The following is a 17,448-nucleotide window of genomic DNA, read 5'->3' as shown; positions in this document are numbered from 1 at the left end:
GGCATCGTTCCCGTTTCCCTTCACATGGTCAAAAAACAGGCGTAGAATCCGCTTCGTCAAATGATTGAGGTTGTAAAGTATTATGGTTGATCGTGAATTAGGAAACTGGAAAGACTTCATTGATGAGATGTTGGGCAACTGACACAGCGATGAAGCCGATGGCAAGGTTGAGTCATTGGAAAATTACTGAAACACCGTGGGAACGAGATATTCGTTCGAAAAAGCAGCATCGGTCATCCGACGCTGCTTTTTTTATGCGCCGCCGATCACTCTTCGGCGGGCGGTGTGGCGGCAGGATGCGCTTTACCGGGGAAGCGGCGGCGAACCAGCACGAAGAACAGCGGCACGAAGAAGATCGCCAGCAGGGTGGCGGAGATCATGCCGCCCATCACCCCGGTGCCGACCGCATGCTGGCTGCCGGAACCGGCGCCGCTGCTGGTGGCCATCGGCAGCACGCCGAAGATGAACGCCAGCGAGGTCATCAGGATCGGCCGCAGGCGCATGCGCGACGCGTCGAGCGTCGCCGACATCAGATCCTGCCCCTTCTGGTTCAGCTCATTGGCGAACTCGACGATCAGAATGGCGTTTTTCGCCGACAGCCCAATGATGGTCAGCAGGCCGACCTGGAAATAAACGTCGTTCTCCAGGCCGCGCAGCCAGGTGGCGGCGACCGCGCCGATCACCCCCAGCGGCACCACCAGCATCACCGAGAACGGAATTGACCAGCTCTCGTACAACGCCGCCAGACACAGGAACACCACCAGCAGCGAGATGGCGTACAGCGCTGGCGCCTGCGAGCCGGACAGCCGTTCCTGATAGGACATCGCCGTCCATTCCAGACCGAAGCCGGTCGGCAGCTGGCTGACCAGTTTCTCCATTTCCGCCATGGCGGTGCCGGTGCTGACGCCGTTGGCCGCTTCGCCGACGATCTCCAGCGCCGAGCTGCCGTTATAGCGTTCCAGCCGTGGCGAACCATACTCCCAGTGCGAGCTGGCGAAGGCCGAGAACGGCACCATGCCGCCCGTGCTGTTGCGCACATACCATTTGTTGATGTCATCCGGCAGCATGCGGAACGGCGCCGCAGCCTGCACGTAGACTTTTTTCACCCGGCCGCGATCGACGAAGTCATTGACGTAGGTCGAGCCCCAGGCGGTAGAGAGCGTGCTGTTGATGTCGTCGATCGACACGCCCAGCGCCTGAGCCTTGCGTTGATCGATATCGATTTGCAACTGCGGGCTGTCGTCCAGGCCGTTGTGGCGCACGCGCGACAGCAGTGGATTTTGCCCGGCGAGCTGCAGCAATTGATCGCGCGCCGCCATCAGCTTGGCGTGGCCGAGGCCAGCGTGGTCTTCCAACTCCATATCGAAGCCGGAGGAGTTGCCGAGGCCGGTGATCGCCGGCGGACTGCTGGCGATCACCCGGGCTTCGTTAATCTTGCTGAATGCCTGAGTCGCGCGATCGATGATGTCGAATGAGCTGTTGGCGCCCGAGGCGCGCAGGTCCCAGTCTTTCAGCCGGACAAACAGGCGCGCCACGTTTTGGCCGTTGCCCCCCGGCCCGGAGCCGATGATGGCGAACACCGACAACACGTCCTGTTTCTCTTCGGTGAGGAAGTACTGCTCGACCTTCTCCACCACTTTGGACGTTTGCTGCAGGGTCGATCCCGCCGGCAGCTGCACCTGTACGGTGAAGATGCCGCGGTCTTCCTGCGGCAGGAACGAGGTCGGCAGCTTGATGAACAGCAGCGCCATGCCGCCGAGCAGCAGCAGATAAATCACCATATAGCGGCCGCTGGCGTGCAGGATGCGCCCCACGCCGCGCTCATAGCGATCGGCATTGCGGTTGAACATGCGGTTGAACCAGCCGAAGAAGCCGCGCTTGCCGTGATGATGCCCCTTGGCGATCGGTTTAAGCAGCGTCGCGCACAGGGCCGGAGTCAGGATCATCGCCACCAGCACCGACAGCACCATGGCGGAGACGATGGTGATGGAGAACTGGCGATAGATGGCGCCGGTGGTGCCGCCGAAGAACGCCATCGGCACGAACACCGCCGACAGCACAAGAGCGATGCCGACCAGCGCGCTCTGGATCTGCCCCATGGATTTGCGCGTGGCCTCTCGCGGCGGCAAGCCTTCCTCGCTCATCACGCGCTCGACGTTCTCCACTACCACGATAGCGTCGTCCACCAGCAGGCCGATCGCCAGCACCATGGCGAACATGGTGAGGGTGTTGATGCTGAAGCCGCAGGCGGAGAGGATGGCGAAAGTGCCCATCAGCACCACCGGCACGGCGATGGTGGGGATCAGGGTGGCGCGGAAGTTCTGCAGGAACAGGTACATGACCAGGAACACCAGCAGGATGGCCTCCAGCAGCGTTTTCACCACGTCCTTGATCGAGGCTTTGACGAACGGGGTGGTTTCATAGGCCACTTTGGCTTCCAGCCCGTGCGGGAAGTATTGCGACAGCTCGGCGATTTTGTCCTTCACCAACTGGTCGGTCTGCAGTTCGTTGGCGCCGGAAGCCAGCTTGATGTTCATGCCGGCGGCCTGCATGCCGTTGTAGCGGCTGAGGTAGTTGTAGTTCTCGCCGCCCAACTCAACGGTGGCGACGTTGCCCAGCGTCACCAGCGAACCGTCCTGATTGACCCGCAGGGTGATCTGGCGGAACTGCTCCGGCGTCTGGAGCTGCGACTGGGCGTTGATGGTGGCGTTCAGCGCCTGTTTATCGACCGACGGCGTGCCGCCCAACTGGCCGACCGCCACCTGGGCGTTCTGCGACTGAATGGCTTTGACCACGTCCTGGGTCGTGAGCTGATAGCTGTTGAGCTTGTTGGGATCGAGCCAGATGCGCATGGCGTACTGCGAGCCGTAGACGTCCATGCTGCCGACGCCGTTGATGCGGCTGAGCGGATCCTGCAGGTTGGAGACGATGTAATCGGCGATGTCCTGCTTGTCCATGCTGTTGTCGGTGGAGACGAACGCCACCATCATCAGCGTGGTATCGCCGGATTTCGAGACCGTGACCCCCTGATTCTGCACCGCCTGCGGCAGACGTTTGATCGCCGCCTGCAGCTGGTTTTGCACCTGCTGCATCGCTTCGTTGGGGTCGGTGCCGGCTTCGAACGTCAGCGTGACGGTCGCCTGGCCGGTATTGGTGCTCTGCGACGACATATACATCATGTTGTCGAGGCCGGTCATATTCTGTTCAATGATCTGCGTGACGGTGTTTTCCAGCGTTTGCGCCGAAGCGCCTGGATAAGTTGCGCTGATGCGCACGTTCGGCGGCGCCAAATTCGGGTATTGTTCTACCGGTAAAGAAAAAATCGCCAACGCCCCGGTCAGGCAAAGAATTATTGCCTGCACCCAGGCGAAAATCGGGCGATCAATAAAAAAATTGGCCATGCAGCGCGAACCTCGTTATGACTTGTTCTATCTTTAAAACGCATCAGAATTATGCATTTCAGCGGCAGGGAGGGATCCCGGCGCTATTGCACTGTACTCGGGAAAGCCGAGGAAAGCGTGGAGAAAAAAAGGAGATAGTGTAAATAACGGTAGCGTAAAACGGCGTTGGCGCTTGTTTGCCGACAACGAGACGCGATTAAGACATTTTTATGACTGTCGAAGGCCTTGCGCGCCTTTTTGCGCGCACGGAACCGGAAATAAACAGGACTCACCTTACAGCAGGAGCTTGGCATGGGAATTAACCCGGTATTTGCCCGTCGGCTTTATTTGTGCTGGCTGATCAGCCACAGTGAGCGGCCCAATGTGCCGCGGTTGATGGCGCTGACCGGTTGGCCGCGCCGCACGTTGCAGGATGTGCTGAAGGCGCTGCCCGGCATGGGCGTCGAGCTGCAGTTCGTGCAGCAGGGCGTGCGCAACAACGACGGTTTTTATCAGCTGGAAAGCTGGGGGCCGTTCAACAAGAGCTGGGTGCACCAGCACCATCAGGCGCTGCTCAGCGCCATCGAGTAAGCTGCCCCGGCGCAGCGGCCGGGGCTGACGTTCATTGGCTTTTATGCTCCAGGTACATCACCGTCGCCGCCACGCGAGAACGCACGTCCAATTTGCGCAGTATGTTGCGGATGTGCACCTTCACGGTTTCTTCAGAGATATGCAGCTGCGCCGCTACCTGTTTGTTGGACAGGCCGCGCGCCACCTCTTGCAAGACATCCAGCTCACGTTCGGTCAAGGCGGCAAAGGGATCGCGCTGCTCGCTGCGCGCCAGCAAATAGTCGGCCATGGCGTCGCTGATCACGTTCTGCCCCTCGGCGGCGGCGCCGATGTGCTCCAGCAGCAGTTCCGGCTCGCTGTCTTTCAGCAGGTAGCCGTCGGCGCCGGCGTCGATCAGCGCATACAGATCGCTGCGCGCGTCGGAGACCGTCAGCACGATGATGCGCGCGTCCACGCCTTCGTCGCGCAGGGCCCGCAGCGTGTCCAGCCCGGACATGCCCTTCATGTTCAGATCCAACAAGATCACGTCCGGGGCGTGCTGCAGCGCCAGCGCAACCGCCTCGCTGCCGTTGCCGGCCTCCGCCACCACGCTAAATCGCGCATCCAGTCCCAGCAGTTGTTTGATGCCGCGCCGCATCAACGGATGATCGTCAACGATCATGACTCGGTATTGCTTCATCACCATGAAATATGCTCCCTGTAGCAAGTAAAGCCACTCAAACGCGCCCTGCGGCGTGCTTCACAGTGGGACTGTCTCTTCAAAAATAGCGGCAATCAGCGCCGTAAACCTCCCCGGACGGCCTTCCGCCCGGCGGCAACCGTAACGCAGAATGAACAGCGCAAGGTCAGGGCGAGAATGTCAGGCAAACCGCCGTGCCGCCGCCGCTTCTGCGCTGAATGTGCAGCGTTCCTCCCAATCGCGCCGCGCGTTCGCTCATGATGGTCAAACCATAATGCCCTTCCGGTTCCTCCAGACTGGCGATGCCGCAACCGTCGTCGGTAATGCTGAAAACGTTGTCGCCTGCGGCGTTGACCTCGCAACACACCGTAATCTCGTCTGCCCCAGCGTGCTTGACGGCATTGAGCACCGCCTCGCGCACGATCTGCAACGCGTGCACCTGCTGCTGGGCGTTGAGCGCCTGCGAAGACAGCCGACAGTGTAACTGAATCCGCGCGGGGGTTAGCGCTTTTAATGGCTGCAACAGCTGCTCCAGCGCGGCGTTCAGATCCGCCTCCTGAATGTTGAGGCGGAAGGTGGCCAGCAGCTCTCTCAGTTGGCGATAGGCATCGGCCAGCGTGCGATCGAAATCGTCGATAATGGTCTGCGCCGCCGGATCGGCGGCGCTGCGCCGCAGCAGCGTCAGCTGGATGCGCAGGAACGACAGCGTCTGCGCCAGCGAATCGTGCAGCTCGCGGGCGATGGTCGCACGCTCTTCCATCAACAGCAGATATTGGTGCTGCTTTTGTGCCCGGTTGAAGTAAACGCCGCGGCCCAACATATTGGCCAGGCTCTGCATCAGGTGAGGATGCGGCGGGTGCGCCTCGGGCTGCCAGCGCAACTCGCCCAGCGGCTTGTCGCCCTGGGTGATCGGCAGCGCGTTCCAGGCCTGCGTCGGCGCCGCTTCCCCTTCGCTCAGCCGCCACTGGCCTTGGCCGTCCGCTACGTGCAGTTGGATGCAGCGCAGCCGTTCGCTTTGGCGCACGATGCGCAGCACATTTTCGAACGCCTGCTGATCGAGCTGGCGCACGCTCAGTGCCTGCGAGCAGCGATACAGCACCTCAAGCGTTTCATTGGCCTGCTGCAGACGTTGGGTTTTTTCCTGTACCTTCAGCTCCAGCGACTGATAGAGCCGGGCCAGTTCGTCCGACATGGCGCTGAAGGTTTGCGACAGCACGCCGAGCTCGTTCGGCAACGTCACGTCCAACTGCGGGTGGCGAAAATCCCCTTGTTGCACGCGCTGGCTGGCGTCGACCAGATGCTGCAGCGGGGTGACCACCTGGCGGCGCATGAAACGAATGCAAAACAGCACCAGACCGATGATGGCGGCGTAACCCAGCACGCTGACGGCGGCCACCAGGGTCAGTTTCAGTTCGGAATAGCGCTGCAGGGCAGACACGAAATGGTCAACGCGATTGACATGACCGGCGACCTCCGCCCGATAGGCGATCGCCTGCCCGTTGCGGATCTGCCGCTCCATCGTTTGCCACGCCTGTTGCAGCGCCAGATAATGGTTGCGCACCTCGGCCGGTACGTAGAAGCGCGCCAGTTTTTGCAGCGCCGGCGCCTGCAATGACTGCCGGTATTGCTGCAGGTGCAGCTCCAGTTCTGGGCTCTGCTGGTCGAGATCGAAGGCCAACCGGTAGCTTTGCATGCGCAGCGAACCGGCGATATTGATCGCTTCGGCATCGCTCTGGCTGCCGGCGACGGTGGTCAACGCCAACCCGGTGGCGAGCACCGACAGTATCACGATGCCGAACAGCGCTTTGGCCAGGCTGCCGGTCACGGAACGTTTAACAAGCAATCAAGGATCCTTCTCTCAGGTAGGGCGCGTCGCCAGTTTCATTCGAAAGCAAAACTATAACTTTTGCAACTAAAATGCACCGCGATTTGTATCAAGTTGTCAACAAAACGGGAACAATTGTGGTTGTGTAATCAAATGAATAGCGAAACGCCCGTCGATTTTCAGCGGCGGGCCGGTTTCCTCTGACGATTTGTCTTTGGGGGGCGAATCGCACTGGGTTTTATGCAATCTCATGCGCCTGAGCGCGACTTATTTTTCATTATTTTAAGCAATGTTAAGTCCCGGCTTGTCCGGCGGGGCGCGGTGTGATTTTTGTTGCAAATCGTCTGCCGCGGCGCGGCCTAATCGCGGTATGATCTTCACGTTGTCACGCAAGGGAAAAGGGTTATGTCGTCGAAAATTGAGAATGTGAAGAAAGAGCTGCTGTCGGACAACTGGTATGTGCTGCACAAGTACACGTTCGATCTGAAACGCAAAAACGGCGGTTCGGTGCAACAGGTGCGCGAGGTCTACGATCGCGGCAACGGCGCCACCATTTTGCTGTATAACCGCGCCAAGGGCACGGTGGTGCTGACCAACCAGTTCCGCATGCCGACCTACGTCAACGGCAACGAGAGCGGCATGCTGCTCGAGGCCTGCGCCGGCTTGCTGGACGCCGACTCTCCGGAGCAGTGCGCGCGCCGCGAAGCGGTGGAGGAGACCGGTTTTCAGGTCAGCGAGGTGAAGAAAATCTTCGAAGCCTACATGTCGCCGGGCGGCGTGACCGAGATCGTGCACTTCTTTATCGCCGAATACCATGACGATGAGCGGCGCGCGGCCGGCGGCGGCATTGAAGATGAAGATATTGAGGTGATCGAACTGCCGTTTCGCGACGCGGTGGCGATGATCGCCGATGGCCGGATTAAAGACGGCAAAACCATCATGCTACTGCAGTATTTGCAGATTCATCGGGTGATGGAATAAAAAAAGCCGGTCATGATGACCGGCTTTTTTATCGGCTTGCGCCCGGCGGCTTACTTCAGCAGCGCCTGCGCCTTGGCCACCACGTTGTCCACGGTGAAGCCGAACTCGGCGAACAGCTGCTCCGCCGGCGCCGACTCACCGAAGGTGGTCATGCCCACGATAGCGCCGTTCAGGCCCACGTACTTGTACCAGTAGTCCGCGATACCCGCTTCCACCGCCACGCGCGCCGTTACCGCCGCCGGCAGCACCGACTCGCGGTACGCCGCATCCTGCTTGTCGAACGCGTCGGTCGACGGCATCGACACCACGCGCACCTTGCGGCCCGCCGCGGTCAGTTTGTCCGCCGCCTCCACCGTGATGCCCACTTCGGAGCCGGTGGCAATCAGGATAACGTCCGGCGTGCCCGCGCAGTCTTTCAGCACGTAGCCGCCGCGGTACACGTTCGCCAGCTGCTCTGCGGTGCGCGGCTGCTGGGTCAGGTTCTGGCGCGAGAACACCAGCGTGGTCGGGCCGTCGTTGCGCTCGATGCCGTACTGCCACGCCACCGCCGATTCCACCTGGTCACACGGACGCCAGGTGCTCATGTTCGGGGTCACACGCAGGCTCGCCAGCTGCTCCACCGGCTGGTGGGTCGGGCCGTCTTCGCCCAGACCGATGGAGTCGTGGGTGTAGACGAACACGTTGCGCAGCTTCATCAGCGCCGCCATGCGCACCGCGTTGCGGGCGTATTCCACGAACATCAGGAAGGTCGCCGAGTACGGCAGGAAGCCGCCGTGCAGCGCGATGCCGTTGGTGATGGCGGTCATGCCGAACTCGCGCACGCCGTAATGAATGTAGTTGCCCGCCGGGTCAACGTTCAGCGCTTTCGAACCGGACCACATGGTCAGGTTGCTCGGCGCCAGGTCGGCGGAGCCGCCCAGGAACTCCGGCAGCACCTTGCCGAACGCTTCCAGCGCGTTCTGCGACGCCTTGCGGCTGGCGATGTTGGCCGGGTTGGCCTGCAGTTTTTCCACGAACGCCTTGGCGTCCGCTTTCCAGTCCGCCGGCAGCTCGCCGTTCATGCGGCGCTTGAACTCGGCGGCCAGTTCCGGGAAGGCCCTGGCGTAGGCGGCGAACTTGTCGTTCCAGGCCGCTTCTTTGGCCTGACCGGCTTCCTTGGCGTCCCACTGGGCGTAGATGTCCTGCGGAATTTCAAAGGCGGCGTATTTCCAGCCCAGCGCTTCGCGGGTGGCGGCCACTTCGGCGGCGCCCAGCGCGGCGCCGTGCACGTCATGGGTGCCGGCCTTGTTCGGCGAGCCGAAGCCGATAACGGTCTTGCACATCAGCAGCGATGGCTTGTCGGTCACCTTGCGGGCTGCTTCAATCGCGGCCTTGATGGCGTCCGGGTTGTGGCCGTCGACGTTGCGCACCACGTGCCAGCCGTAGGCTTCGAAACGCAGGGCGGTGTCGTCGGTGAACCAGCCGTCGACGTGGCCGTCGATGGAGATGCCGTTGTCATCGTAGAAGACGGTCAGCTTGCCGAGCTTGAGGGTGCCGGCCAGGGAGCAGACTTCGTGCGAGATGCCTTCCATCATGCAGCCGTCGCCCATGAAGGCGTAGGTGTGGTGGTCGACGATGTCGTGACCAGGGCGGTTGAACTGCGCCGCCAGGGTGCGTTCGGCAATGGCGAAGCCGACGGCGTTGGCGATGCCCTGGCCCAGCGGGCCGGTGGTGGTCTCAACGCCCGGGGTGTAACCGTACTCCGGGTGGCCCGGGGTTTTGGAATGGAGCTGACGGAAGTTTTCCAGCTCGCGCATCGGCAGGTCGTAGCCGGTGAGGTGCAGGAGGCTGTAAATCAACATGGAGCCGTGGCCGTTGGAGAGCACGAAACGGTCGCGGTCAGCCCAGTGCGGGTTAGTCGGGTTGTGGTTGAGGTAGTCGCGCCACAGGACTTCGGCGATGTCCGCCATGCCCATAGGGGCCCCCGGGTGGCCGGAATTTGCTTTTTGTACGGCGTCCATGCTGAGTGCGCGGATGGCGTTGGCAAGCTCTTTACGAGAAGACATAACGAAACTCCAGTGCGATTACAGTTGAGCGGCCAACATGTCTTCCAGCTTCTGCTGGTCGACGGCGAACAGGCGGATGCCTTCGGCGAGTTTTTCCACCGCCATGGCGTCCTGATTGTGCAGCCAGCGGAACTCCGCTTCGGCCAGCGGGGCAGGTTGGTGGAAGCCCTCGGTCGAAGGGGTCAGCTTGCGTTCGACCGGCTGCTCGCTGTTTTTCAGCTGCTCCAGCAGGTTCGGCGCGATGGTCAGGCGATCGCAGCCGGCCAGCGCCAGGATCTGCTCAACTTTGCGGAAGCTGGCGCCCATGATCACCGTCTGGTAACGATGACGCTTGTAGTATTCATAGATGGTGCGCACCGATTTCACGCCCGGATCCTGATCGGCGTCGTAGTCGGCGGCAGGCTGTTTAGCCTGGTACCAGTCATAGATGCGGCCGACGAACGGCGAGATCAGATACACGCCGGCTTCGGCGCAGGCGCGGGCCTGAGCGAAGGAGAACAGCAGCGTCAGGTTGGTGTTGATGCCTTCTTTTTCCAGCTCTTCGGCGGCTTTGATGCCTTCCCAGGTGGAAGCCAGCTTGATCAGGATGCGCGATTTGTCGATGCCCTGTTCCTGATACATGCCGATCAGTTTGCGCGCTTTGGCGACGCACATGCCGCGGTCGAACGACAGGCGGGCGTCCACTTCGGTGGAGATGCGGCCCGGCACGCTTTTGAGGATCTCGACGCCGATGTTGACTGCCAGTTTATCGCTGGCGTTGATCAGCTGGGTTTCCTTGCTGCCGCCCTGGCGGCGGGCATACTCCAGCGCTTCGGTGATCAGCGCTTTGTACTGCGGCAGCGCGGCGGCTTTCAGGATCAGCGAAGGGTTGGTGGTGGCGTCCTGGGGTTCGAACTGGCGGATGGATTCGATATCGCCGCTGTCGGCGACCACCGTGGTCAGCTGCTTGAGTGCGTCTAATTGATTCATTGATAAGCTCCTTGACCAAGCTCAACGTAGGGAAATGAGAACCTTTTTCATCATAGGGGGAACACACTGCATCATCGGATCGAGAATGAAAATGCGCTTTTTCTGATTGTTGCGATGGATAATAACAATGAATGACGAATAAACCCAGGCGGAGCGCGGCTTGCGCGCGACCGCCATCGAGACTGCAGGCGGTTTAACGCCGACCGACCGCGTTTTCGTAATAGCCGATCCGCTCGACTTTCGGCGCCGAACCTCCCCCTTCAAACTCCGATTCCAGCCAGGCATCGACGATGGTTTTCGCCAGTTCGGCGCCGATGACCCGCGCGCCCAGCGTGATGATCTGCGCATCATTGCTTTTGCGCGCCCGTTGGGCGGAGTAGGTATCGTGACATTGCGCCGCGCGAATGCCGGGCACTTTATTGGCCACGATGCTCATACCGATGCCGGTGCCGCACAGCAGGATCCCCCGCCGATGTTTTTCCTCCCGTATCGCCTGCGCGACGCGATAGGCGATATCGGGATAGATCCCCGTTTCTGCGGTGCGATCCGTCGTGTAGTCAATGACGGGAATGTCCCGTCGTTGCAGGTGGGCGACGATCAGATCCTTCAGTTCAATGGCGGCATCGTCGGCGCCGATGGCGATAGGCAGCATAGCGGTCTCCTGATTGGTAACGAAAAGGGCGGCGATCCTCGGTGGCGCCACGTTCATTACCGTATTCCTGTTTAATCAAATGTTCAATTGGTGTTCTTTTGTTTTTTGCCTGATTTTTCTGTTCCTCCCTTTAAAAGGTGACATTCGTCACTAAAAAAGAGGTTTTAATCGTTATTTATCCTCATGTAGACGGGTTTTTGAGCGATATCACAGTTTGGCAAGTTCTCTGTGGGCAAATTGAACGCGTGACGTTAGTGTTCATTTGTTCTTTATTTGTGTTATTGATCATAAAGAGTCACCCTACCAGAGGAGAGTGCTATGTGTCAGACCTGCATGACAGAGGCGAAAATGGCGGACGGTATCCCCGAGATCATGAAGGCGGTTGTGGCGTACGCCCCGAAAGATTACCGCCTGGAACAGGTGCCGGTACCGAAGATCGGCCCGAAAGAGATCCTGGTGAAGATCGAGGCCTGCGGCATCTGCGCCGGCGATGTTAAAGCGTTCGAAGGGGCGCCCAGCTTCTGGGGCGATGAAAAACAACCGGCATACATCAAGGCGCCGATGATCCCCGGTCATGAGTTTATCGGCCACGTGGTGGGATACGGCGAAGGCGTCGAGGGCTTCAATCTCGGCGATCGGGTGATATCAGAACAGATCGTTCCCTGTTGGCAATGCCGCTTCTGCAACCGCGGCCAGTATTGGATGTGCGAAAAGCATGACCTGTACGGTTTCCAGAAAAACGTCAATGGCGGCATGGCCGAGTACATGAAGTTCACCAAAGAGGCGATTAACTATCACGTACCGGCCGATCTGCCGATCGAAAAAGCCATTCTGATCGAACCCTATGCTTGCTCCTTCCATGCGGTGCAACGCGCCAATATCAAACTGGGCGATGTCGTGGTGCTGGCCGGCGCCGGCACCCTGGGGCTGGGCATGATCGGGGCGATCAAAAAGTCCGGGCCCTCGAAGCTGGTGGTGCTGGATCTGTCCGACGAGCGTCTGGCGCTGGCGAAGCGCTTCGGCGCGGATGTGACGCTGAACCCGACCCGTGACGACGTGCCCGCGGCGGTTAAAGCGATGACCGACGGCTACGGCTGCGACATCTACATCGAGGCGACCGGCGCCCAAAAGTCCGTGGAACAGGGCCTGACGCTGATCCGCAAACTCGGCACCTTCGTGGAATTTTCCGTGTTCAAGGATCCGGTGACCGTCGACTGGAGCATCATCAGCGACCGCAAGGAGCTGGACGTGCTCGGTTCGCACCTCGGCCCTTACTGCTACCCGCTGGTGATCGAAGGCATCGCCAATGGCGATCTGCCGACCGAAGGCGTGGTGACGCATACGCTGCCGCTGGAACAGTTCGCCGAGGGCTTCGAGCTGATGAAGCGCGGCATCGGTTCAATCAAAGTGGTGCTTAATCCAAACCTCTGAAACCTGCATCGTTCTTCGGGTGCGGGCGAGCCTGCGCCTCCATAATCACATGTGCTGGGGTGTTCTATGTTGCATGGACTGATTCATCGCATTGGTCTGTCACCGAAACTGCTGCTGGGCTATGCCGGCGTGTTGGTGTTCATGATGGGCGAAGGGCTGGAACAAGGATGGCTGTCGCCTTATTTGATCGGCAAGGGGCTGAGCATTCAGGAATCGGCGCTGCTGTTCAGCGTTTATGGCTTTGCGGCCGCGATCGCCGCCTGGTTTTCCGGCGTGCTGGCGGAAATCTTTACCGCCCGGCGGGTGATGTTGGCCGGCCTGCTGCTGTTTCTGTTCGGTTCGGTGTGCTTTTTGACGTTCGGCCTGCCGAGCAACAACCTGGCGATCATGGTGCCGACCTATGCGCTGCGCGGCTTGGGTTATCCGTTGTTCGCCTACGGCTTTCTGGTGTGGGTGGCGTATGAGGCGCCGCCGGAAAGGCTGGGGTCGGCGGTGGGGATTTTCTGGTTCGTCTACAGCGGCGGGCTCAGCGTGCTGGGCGTGCTGTATTCCAGCATCATGCTGCCTTATCTCGGCGAGATCCACACGCTGTGGAGCGCGCTGATTTTCGTCGTGCTGGGCGCGGTGATTGCGCTGATGCTCAATCGCGACGACGGCGCGGCACAGAGCGGCAACCGGGAAAAAGCGTCGCTGGGTTACGTCTTGAAAGGCATCACCATCGCGTTTGAAAACCCGAAGATCGGCCTGGGCGGCATCGTGCGCACCATTAATACCTCTGCGGCATACGGCTTCGTCGTATTCATGCCCATGTACATGATGGATATGGGATTCACCCGCACGCATTGGCTGCAGATGTACGCCGCGCTGTGGACGGTCAACATCATTTTCAACCTGATTTTCGGCGTGATCAGCGACGGGCTCGGCTGGCGCAATGTGGTGATGTGGTTCGGCTGCGTCGGCTGCGCCTTGACCACGCTGATGTTCTACTACGTGCCGCAATTCTTCGGCGCCAATTACCTGCTGACCGTTTGCGCCGCCGGTTTGTTCGGCGCCTGCCTGGCGGCGTTCGTGCCGCTGTCGGCCATCATGCCGTCGCTGGCGCCGGACAATAAGGGCGCGGCGATGTCGATTCTCAATCTGGGCGCCGGCCTGAGCACCTTTGTCGGCCCGGCGGTGGTGGGGCTGTTTATCGGCAGCCTCGGCACCGTTGGCGTGATCTGGATCTTTACCGGTTTGTACCTGTTCAGCGGCGTGCTGATGAAATTTGTCACGCTGCCGAAAGAAAGCGCGATGGCGCAGGAAGAACGCGGCGCGAGTTTGGCGAAAATATCCTGACCGAGGGTGAAGTTCACAGTTTTAAGGGGAAATATATGATTAATCATCAAACTACGGCGCCGCGCGAGCTCTCGCTGCAGGGCAAGGTGGCGCTGATTACCGGCGGCGCTGCGGGGATCGGCCTCGCTATCGCCGAACGCTATCTGCAAAACGGCGCGCGCGTGGCGCTGCTCGATCGTGCGCCGCAGGTTGCTGAAGTGGCGCGACAGCTGGACGCCGAGGCGGCGGTGGGCGTCGTGGCCGACGTCACCGATGCCGCGTCGGTGGAGCGGGCGGTGGCGCAGAGTGAGGCGCATTTCGGGCAGCTGGACGTGCTGGTCAACAGCGCCGGCATCGTCGCGCTGCATCCCGCTGAGGAACTGCCGGAAGCGGCGTGGGATGCAACCCTGGCGGTCAATCTGAAAGGCGTGTTTCTCACCTGCCAGGCGGTGGGTCGCCGTTTCATTCGCCAGCGCGGCGGCAGCATCATCAATCTCGCCTCGCAGGCCGGGGTGGTGGCATTGCCGAATCACCTGGCCTATTGCGCCAGCAAAGCGGGCGTTATCGGGTTGACCCAGGTGCTGGCGCTGGAGTGGGGGCCGCACAACGTGCGGGTCAACGCCATTTCACCCACCGTCGTTTTGACGGAGCTGGGCCGTAAGGCCTGGTCTGGCGAGGTGGCTGAGCAGATGAAGCAGAAAATCCCGCTGCGGCGCTTCGCCGAGCCGCAAGATATCGCCGCCAGCGCCCTGTTTTTGGCCGGCGACGCGGCGGCGATGATCACCGGCGCCAACCTGGTGGTCGACGGCGGTTACACCATTCAATAATTTCTTATTCAGGCGACAGAGAGGCCGCGATGAACAGAATCATTAACGATCCCGATCACGTAGTGGAAGACGCCATTCAGGGCTATAGGCTGGCCCACCCGGACTATTACGCCGCCACCGACAATGCGCGGGTGTTGAAATATCCGCCGGCGCCGATCGCCGGCAAAGTGGGCATCGTCACCGGCGGCGGTTCCGGCCATGAGCCGGCGTTCCTGGGGTATGTCGGCAAAAACATGCTGGATGCCGTCGCGATTGGCGAGATTTTTTCATCGCCTACGGCGGGGGCTTTTCTCGACGCGTTCAAGGCGGCGGACAGCGGTGCGGGCGTCGCTTGCCTGTACGGCAACTACGCCGGCGACAACATGAACGTCAAGATGGCGATCAAGAAGGCCACGGCGGCCGGCATACGGGTGAAAACCGTGGTGGCCAACGATGACGTCGCCTCGGCGCCGGCCAGTGAGATCGATAAACGGCGCGGCGTGGCCGGAGAAATTCTGATGTGGAAGGTCGGCGCGGCGGCGGCGGCCAAGGGATACGATCTGGACGGCGTGATCGGCGCGGCGCAAAAAGCCATCGACCGGTGTCGTTCGATCGGCGTCGGCCTCAGTTCCTGCACCATTCCCGCGGTCGGCAAACCCAATTTTCATATCGAAGACGGCAAGATGGAGATCGGCATTGGCCATCACGGCGAACCGGGCATTGAGGTGTCGCCGATCCAGTCGGCGTCGGCGATGGCCGGCACCATGCTCGATTTCGTGCTCAACGACATGCCGCTGGAACAGGGGCATGAGGTGGCGTTGCTGATCTCCGGGCTTGGCGCCACGCCGGTGATGGAGCTGTATATCTATTATGCCGAAATAGAGCGTCGGTTGACGGCGAAAGGCGTGCGGGTGCATCGGCGCTACGTCGGCAATTACTTCACGTCGCTGGAAATGATGGGCGTGACGCTGACGCTGATGACGCTGGATGACGAACTGAAAACGCTGCTGGACATGCCGGCGCAATCTTTAGGCTTAACCCAGGTGGAGTGAATCATGACGGAACAAATTTCAACCCGGTACGGCAGTGAGATCGTTACGGGGCTGATAGAAACCATTGTCAGCAACCGCGAATACCTGAGCGAAATCGACGGCGCCATCGGCGACGGCGACCACGGCATTAACATGTCGAAGGGATTCGCGATGTGCGGCGATGCCATTCGCGGCCGCGAGCTCACGTTGGCGCAGGCGTTCGATGCGGTTTCCGATGCGCTGATGGAGGGCATCGGCGGTTCGATGGGGCCGCTGTACGGCAGTCTGTTCATGGGCATGGCGGAGAGCGTGCGCGAGCGCAGCGTGCTGGATAAGCAGGCATTTTTGGCGATGTTGCACAGCGGTTTGCGCGAACTGCAGGACATCAGCAGCGCGGGCGTGGGGGACAAGTGTCTGATGGATACGCTGATACCGGCGGTAGCGGCGTTTGAGCAGGCGGCGGGGCGCGGTGACGACTTCGCCGCTGCGCTGGAACAGATGAGGATCGCCGCAGTGCGCGGGCGCGATTCCACGCGCGAGCTGGTGGCGAAAATCGGCCGCGCCAGCCGTCTGGGCGAGCGTTCGCGCGGCGTACTGGACGCCGGCGCGGTATCTTGCTGCCTGCTCTTGACCCGATTGGCGGACGAGGTGGAGCAACGACTGAATACCGTTGCCGCCTGAACGCGTTATACTAGCGGGCATTCAGCATTGTCGGAGGGGCGTGTATCGTCCCTCCGCCATGATTAACCGGCCTGCCGTGGGGAAACGTCTAACGGATGGAAAAACAAACTGTGTCCCAGGATAACGAACTGCTGACCGAAATCGCCGTTGCTTATTATCAGGATGAGATCACGCAGGAAGAGATCGCCAAAAAGTTCGGCATCTCACGGATCAAAGTCGGTCGTTTGCTCAAGCGCGCCAAGGAAGAAGGCATCGTCGAGATCAACGTGCGTTATCACCCGGTGTTCAGCACCCGGCTGGAACAGCAGATGATGGAACGTTTTCCCATCAGCCGCGCGCTGATCGCGCTCGATCATCAGGACGAAGAGGAACAGCGTCGGCAGGTGGCGGCGCTGGTGTCCAACTACCTGGCGATGTCGCTGAAAGACGATATGGTGTTGGCGGTCGGGCAGGGACGCAACGTGGCGGCGATCGCCGATCACGTCGGCAGCGTGACGGAGCGCAACTGCAAGTTCATCTGCGGCATCGGCGGCACCCACCGTCCGGGCGATGCGATCAACGCCGACCATATCAGCCGGCGTCTGGCGAAGAAGTTCGGCGGCAGCAGCGAGACGCTCTATGCGCCGGCCTACGTCGAAAATCGCGCGTTGAAAGACGCCTTCATGCAGAACGGCACGATCAAGGAAACGTTGGATCGCGCGCGTAAGGCCGATGTGGCGTTAGTCGGCATTGGCGACATGAATGAAAACAGTTATATGGTGAAATTGGGGTGGTTTACGCCGCACGAGATTATCGACGCCAGCCTTAATCAGGGCGTGATCGGCGACATCGCCGGCTATGACTTTTTCAATGCCCAGGGGCAGCATGTCGATACGGTGATGAATGACCGTGTGATTGGGCTGAGCATTGATGAGCTGCGCAAAATTCCGTGCGTGATCGCCATTGCCTCCGAGAATACCAAAGCGCTGGCGATTTTGGGCGCGTTGCGCACCGGCGCCATCGACATTATCGCCACCAGCGCGCTCAATGTGCGCACTATCCTCAACATGTCGCAATAGCGGCACCCGCAAAAAAGGGTTCAGCG

At 60.5% G+C, this 17,448-nt stretch carries 15 protein-coding genes; 9 read left to right on the top strand and 6 right to left on the bottom strand.

Features of this window, described 5'->3' with window-relative positions; genetic code table 11:
• The first annotated feature begins 82 nt into the window (after nucleotides 1-82).
• The gene (gene ypfM, locus HWW83_RS10885; RefSeq protein ID WP_100396732.1) at nucleotides 83-142 is read left to right on the top strand and encodes a protein YpfM; all 60 of its coding nucleotides are present in this window, start codon (nucleotides 83-85) and stop codon (nucleotides 140-142) included.
• A 124-nt stretch (nucleotides 143-266) separates the two neighbouring features.
• Here the strand turns inward: ypfM and acrD are convergent, their stop codons facing one another.
• A complete protein-coding gene (gene acrD / locus HWW83_RS10880; protein ID WP_176589291.1) occupies nucleotides 267-3,401 on the bottom strand; it encodes a multidrug efflux RND transporter permease AcrD in 3,135 nt (1,044 codons plus the stop codon).
• Between the two features lie 291 nt (nucleotides 3,402-3,692).
• On the opposite strand from acrD, the gene HWW83_RS10875 reads away from it, so the two are divergent.
• A complete protein-coding gene (locus HWW83_RS10875) occupies nucleotides 3,693-3,971 on the top strand; it encodes a winged helix-turn-helix domain-containing protein (RefSeq protein WP_004941750.1) in 279 nt (92 codons plus the stop codon).
• Nucleotides 3,972-4,002: 31 nt separating this feature from the next.
• Here the strand turns inward: HWW83_RS10875 and HWW83_RS10870 are convergent, their stop codons facing one another.
• Both HWW83_RS10870 and narQ read right to left on the bottom strand, forming a co-directional pair.
• Nucleotides 4,003-4,635 (bottom strand): response regulator, encoded by a 633-nt coding sequence (locus HWW83_RS10870; RefSeq protein ID WP_033643992.1) that lies wholly within the window; start codon nucleotides 4,633-4,635, stop codon nucleotides 4,003-4,005.
• Nucleotides 4,636-4,795: 160 nt separating this feature from the next.
• Nucleotides 4,796-6,472 (bottom strand): nitrate/nitrite two-component system sensor histidine kinase NarQ, encoded by a 1,677-nt coding sequence (narQ, locus tag HWW83_RS10865; protein ID WP_176589290.1) that lies wholly within the window; start codon nucleotides 6,470-6,472, stop codon nucleotides 4,796-4,798.
• Nucleotides 6,473-6,859: 387 nt separating this feature from the next.
• Here narQ and nudK point away from each other — a divergent pair, with 387 nt between their 5' ends.
• Nucleotides 6,860-7,435 (top strand): GDP-mannose pyrophosphatase NudK, encoded by a 576-nt coding sequence (gene nudK / locus HWW83_RS10860; RefSeq protein WP_033643990.1) that lies wholly within the window; start codon nucleotides 6,860-6,862, stop codon nucleotides 7,433-7,435.
• 50 nt (nucleotides 7,436-7,485) lie between these two features.
• Here the strand turns inward: nudK and tkt are convergent, their stop codons facing one another.
• The 3 genes from tkt to rpiB all read right to left on the bottom strand — a co-directional run bounded on the left by tkt (nucleotide 7,486) and on the right by rpiB (nucleotide 11,101).
• On the bottom strand, nucleotides 7,486-9,480 hold the full coding sequence (gene tkt / locus HWW83_RS10855) for a transketolase (RefSeq protein WP_176589289.1): 1,995 nt from the start codon (nucleotides 9,478-9,480) through the stop codon (nucleotides 7,486-7,488).
• Nucleotides 9,481-9,498: 18 nt separating this feature from the next.
• Nucleotides 9,499-10,449 carry a transaldolase gene (gene tal / locus HWW83_RS10850; protein ID WP_016926754.1) on the bottom strand — a complete coding sequence of 317 codons (951 nt, stop codon included), beginning with the start codon at nucleotides 10,447-10,449 and terminating at the stop codon, nucleotides 9,499-9,501.
• Between the two features lie 193 nt (nucleotides 10,450-10,642).
• On the bottom strand, nucleotides 10,643-11,101 hold the full coding sequence (gene rpiB / locus HWW83_RS10845; protein WP_033643988.1) for a ribose 5-phosphate isomerase B: 459 nt from the start codon (nucleotides 11,099-11,101) through the stop codon (nucleotides 10,643-10,645).
• A 318-nt stretch (nucleotides 11,102-11,419) separates the two neighbouring features.
• On the opposite strand from rpiB, the gene HWW83_RS10840 reads away from it, so the two are divergent.
• The 6 genes from HWW83_RS10840 (at nucleotide 11,420) to HWW83_RS10815 (ending at nucleotide 17,422) form a co-directional block, all read left to right on the top strand.
• Nucleotides 11,420-12,532, top strand: coding sequence for an MDR/zinc-dependent alcohol dehydrogenase-like family protein (locus HWW83_RS10840; RefSeq protein WP_033643987.1), 1,113 nt, complete (start codon nucleotides 11,420-11,422; stop codon nucleotides 12,530-12,532).
• A gap of 66 nt (nucleotides 12,533-12,598) precedes the next feature.
• Nucleotides 12,599-13,867 (top strand): MFS transporter, encoded by a 1,269-nt coding sequence (locus HWW83_RS10835; protein WP_033643986.1) that lies wholly within the window; start codon nucleotides 12,599-12,601, stop codon nucleotides 13,865-13,867.
• 35 nt (nucleotides 13,868-13,902) lie between these two features.
• The gene (locus tag HWW83_RS10830) at nucleotides 13,903-14,673 is read left to right on the top strand and encodes an SDR family oxidoreductase (RefSeq protein ID WP_176589288.1); all 771 of its coding nucleotides are present in this window, start codon (nucleotides 13,903-13,905) and stop codon (nucleotides 14,671-14,673) included.
• A gap of 29 nt (nucleotides 14,674-14,702) precedes the next feature.
• Complete coding sequence (locus tag HWW83_RS10825) at nucleotides 14,703-15,704, top strand: dihydroxyacetone kinase subunit DhaK (RefSeq protein WP_060660386.1); 1,002 nt, start codon at nucleotides 14,703-14,705, stop codon at nucleotides 15,702-15,704.
• 3 nt (nucleotides 15,705-15,707) lie between these two features.
• The gene (dhaL, locus tag HWW83_RS10820; protein ID WP_176589287.1) at nucleotides 15,708-16,364 is read left to right on the top strand and encodes a dihydroxyacetone kinase subunit DhaL; all 657 of its coding nucleotides are present in this window, start codon (nucleotides 15,708-15,710) and stop codon (nucleotides 16,362-16,364) included.
• 95 nt (nucleotides 16,365-16,459) lie between these two features.
• Nucleotides 16,460-17,422, top strand: coding sequence for a sugar-binding transcriptional regulator (locus tag HWW83_RS10815; RefSeq protein WP_004936575.1), 963 nt, complete (start codon nucleotides 16,460-16,462; stop codon nucleotides 17,420-17,422).
• Nucleotides 17,423-17,448: the final 26 nt, after the last annotated feature.

Origin of the sequence: Serratia ureilytica, from assembly GCF_013375155.1 — a bacterium.
Lineage (GTDB): Bacteria > Pseudomonadota > Gammaproteobacteria > Enterobacterales > Enterobacteriaceae > Serratia > Serratia ureilytica.
The sequence above is the reverse complement of the archived record's forward strand: the minus strand, read 5'-3'. Positions and strand labels throughout refer to the sequence as shown.

What these genes read in the sequence shown, in the direction of transcription:
- acrD (WP_176589291.1), bottom strand. Translation starts at nt 3,401, where the DNA reads ATGGCCAATTTTTTTATTGATCGCCCGATTTTCGCCTGGGTGCAGGCA.
- HWW83_RS10875 (WP_004941750.1), top strand. Translation starts at nt 3,693, where the DNA reads ATGGGAATTAACCCGGTATTTGCCCGTCGGCTTTATTTGTGCTGGCTG.
- HWW83_RS10870 (WP_033643992.1), bottom strand. Translation starts at nt 4,635, where the DNA reads ATGGTGATGAAGCAATACCGAGTCATGATCGTTGACGATCATCCGTTG.
- nudK (WP_033643990.1), top strand. Translation starts at nt 6,860, where the DNA reads ATGTCGTCGAAAATTGAGAATGTGAAGAAAGAGCTGCTGTCGGACAAC.
- tkt (WP_176589289.1), bottom strand. Translation starts at nt 9,480, where the DNA reads ATGTCTTCTCGTAAAGAGCTTGCCAACGCCATCCGCGCACTCAGCATG.
- tal (WP_016926754.1), bottom strand. Translation starts at nt 10,449, where the DNA reads ATGAATCAATTAGACGCACTCAAGCAGCTGACCACGGTGGTCGCCGAC.
- rpiB (WP_033643988.1), bottom strand. Translation starts at nt 11,101, where the DNA reads ATGCTGCCTATCGCCATCGGCGCCGACGATGCCGCCATTGAACTGAAG.
- HWW83_RS10840 (WP_033643987.1), top strand. Translation starts at nt 11,420, where the DNA reads ATGTGTCAGACCTGCATGACAGAGGCGAAAATGGCGGACGGTATCCCC.
- HWW83_RS10835 (WP_033643986.1), top strand. Translation starts at nt 12,599, where the DNA reads ATGTTGCATGGACTGATTCATCGCATTGGTCTGTCACCGAAACTGCTG.
- HWW83_RS10830 (WP_176589288.1), top strand. Translation starts at nt 13,903, where the DNA reads ATGATTAATCATCAAACTACGGCGCCGCGCGAGCTCTCGCTGCAGGGC.
- HWW83_RS10825 (WP_060660386.1), top strand. Translation starts at nt 14,703, where the DNA reads ATGAACAGAATCATTAACGATCCCGATCACGTAGTGGAAGACGCCATT.
- dhaL (WP_176589287.1), top strand. Translation starts at nt 15,708, where the DNA reads ATGACGGAACAAATTTCAACCCGGTACGGCAGTGAGATCGTTACGGGG.
- HWW83_RS10815 (WP_004936575.1), top strand. Translation starts at nt 16,460, where the DNA reads ATGGAAAAACAAACTGTGTCCCAGGATAACGAACTGCTGACCGAAATC.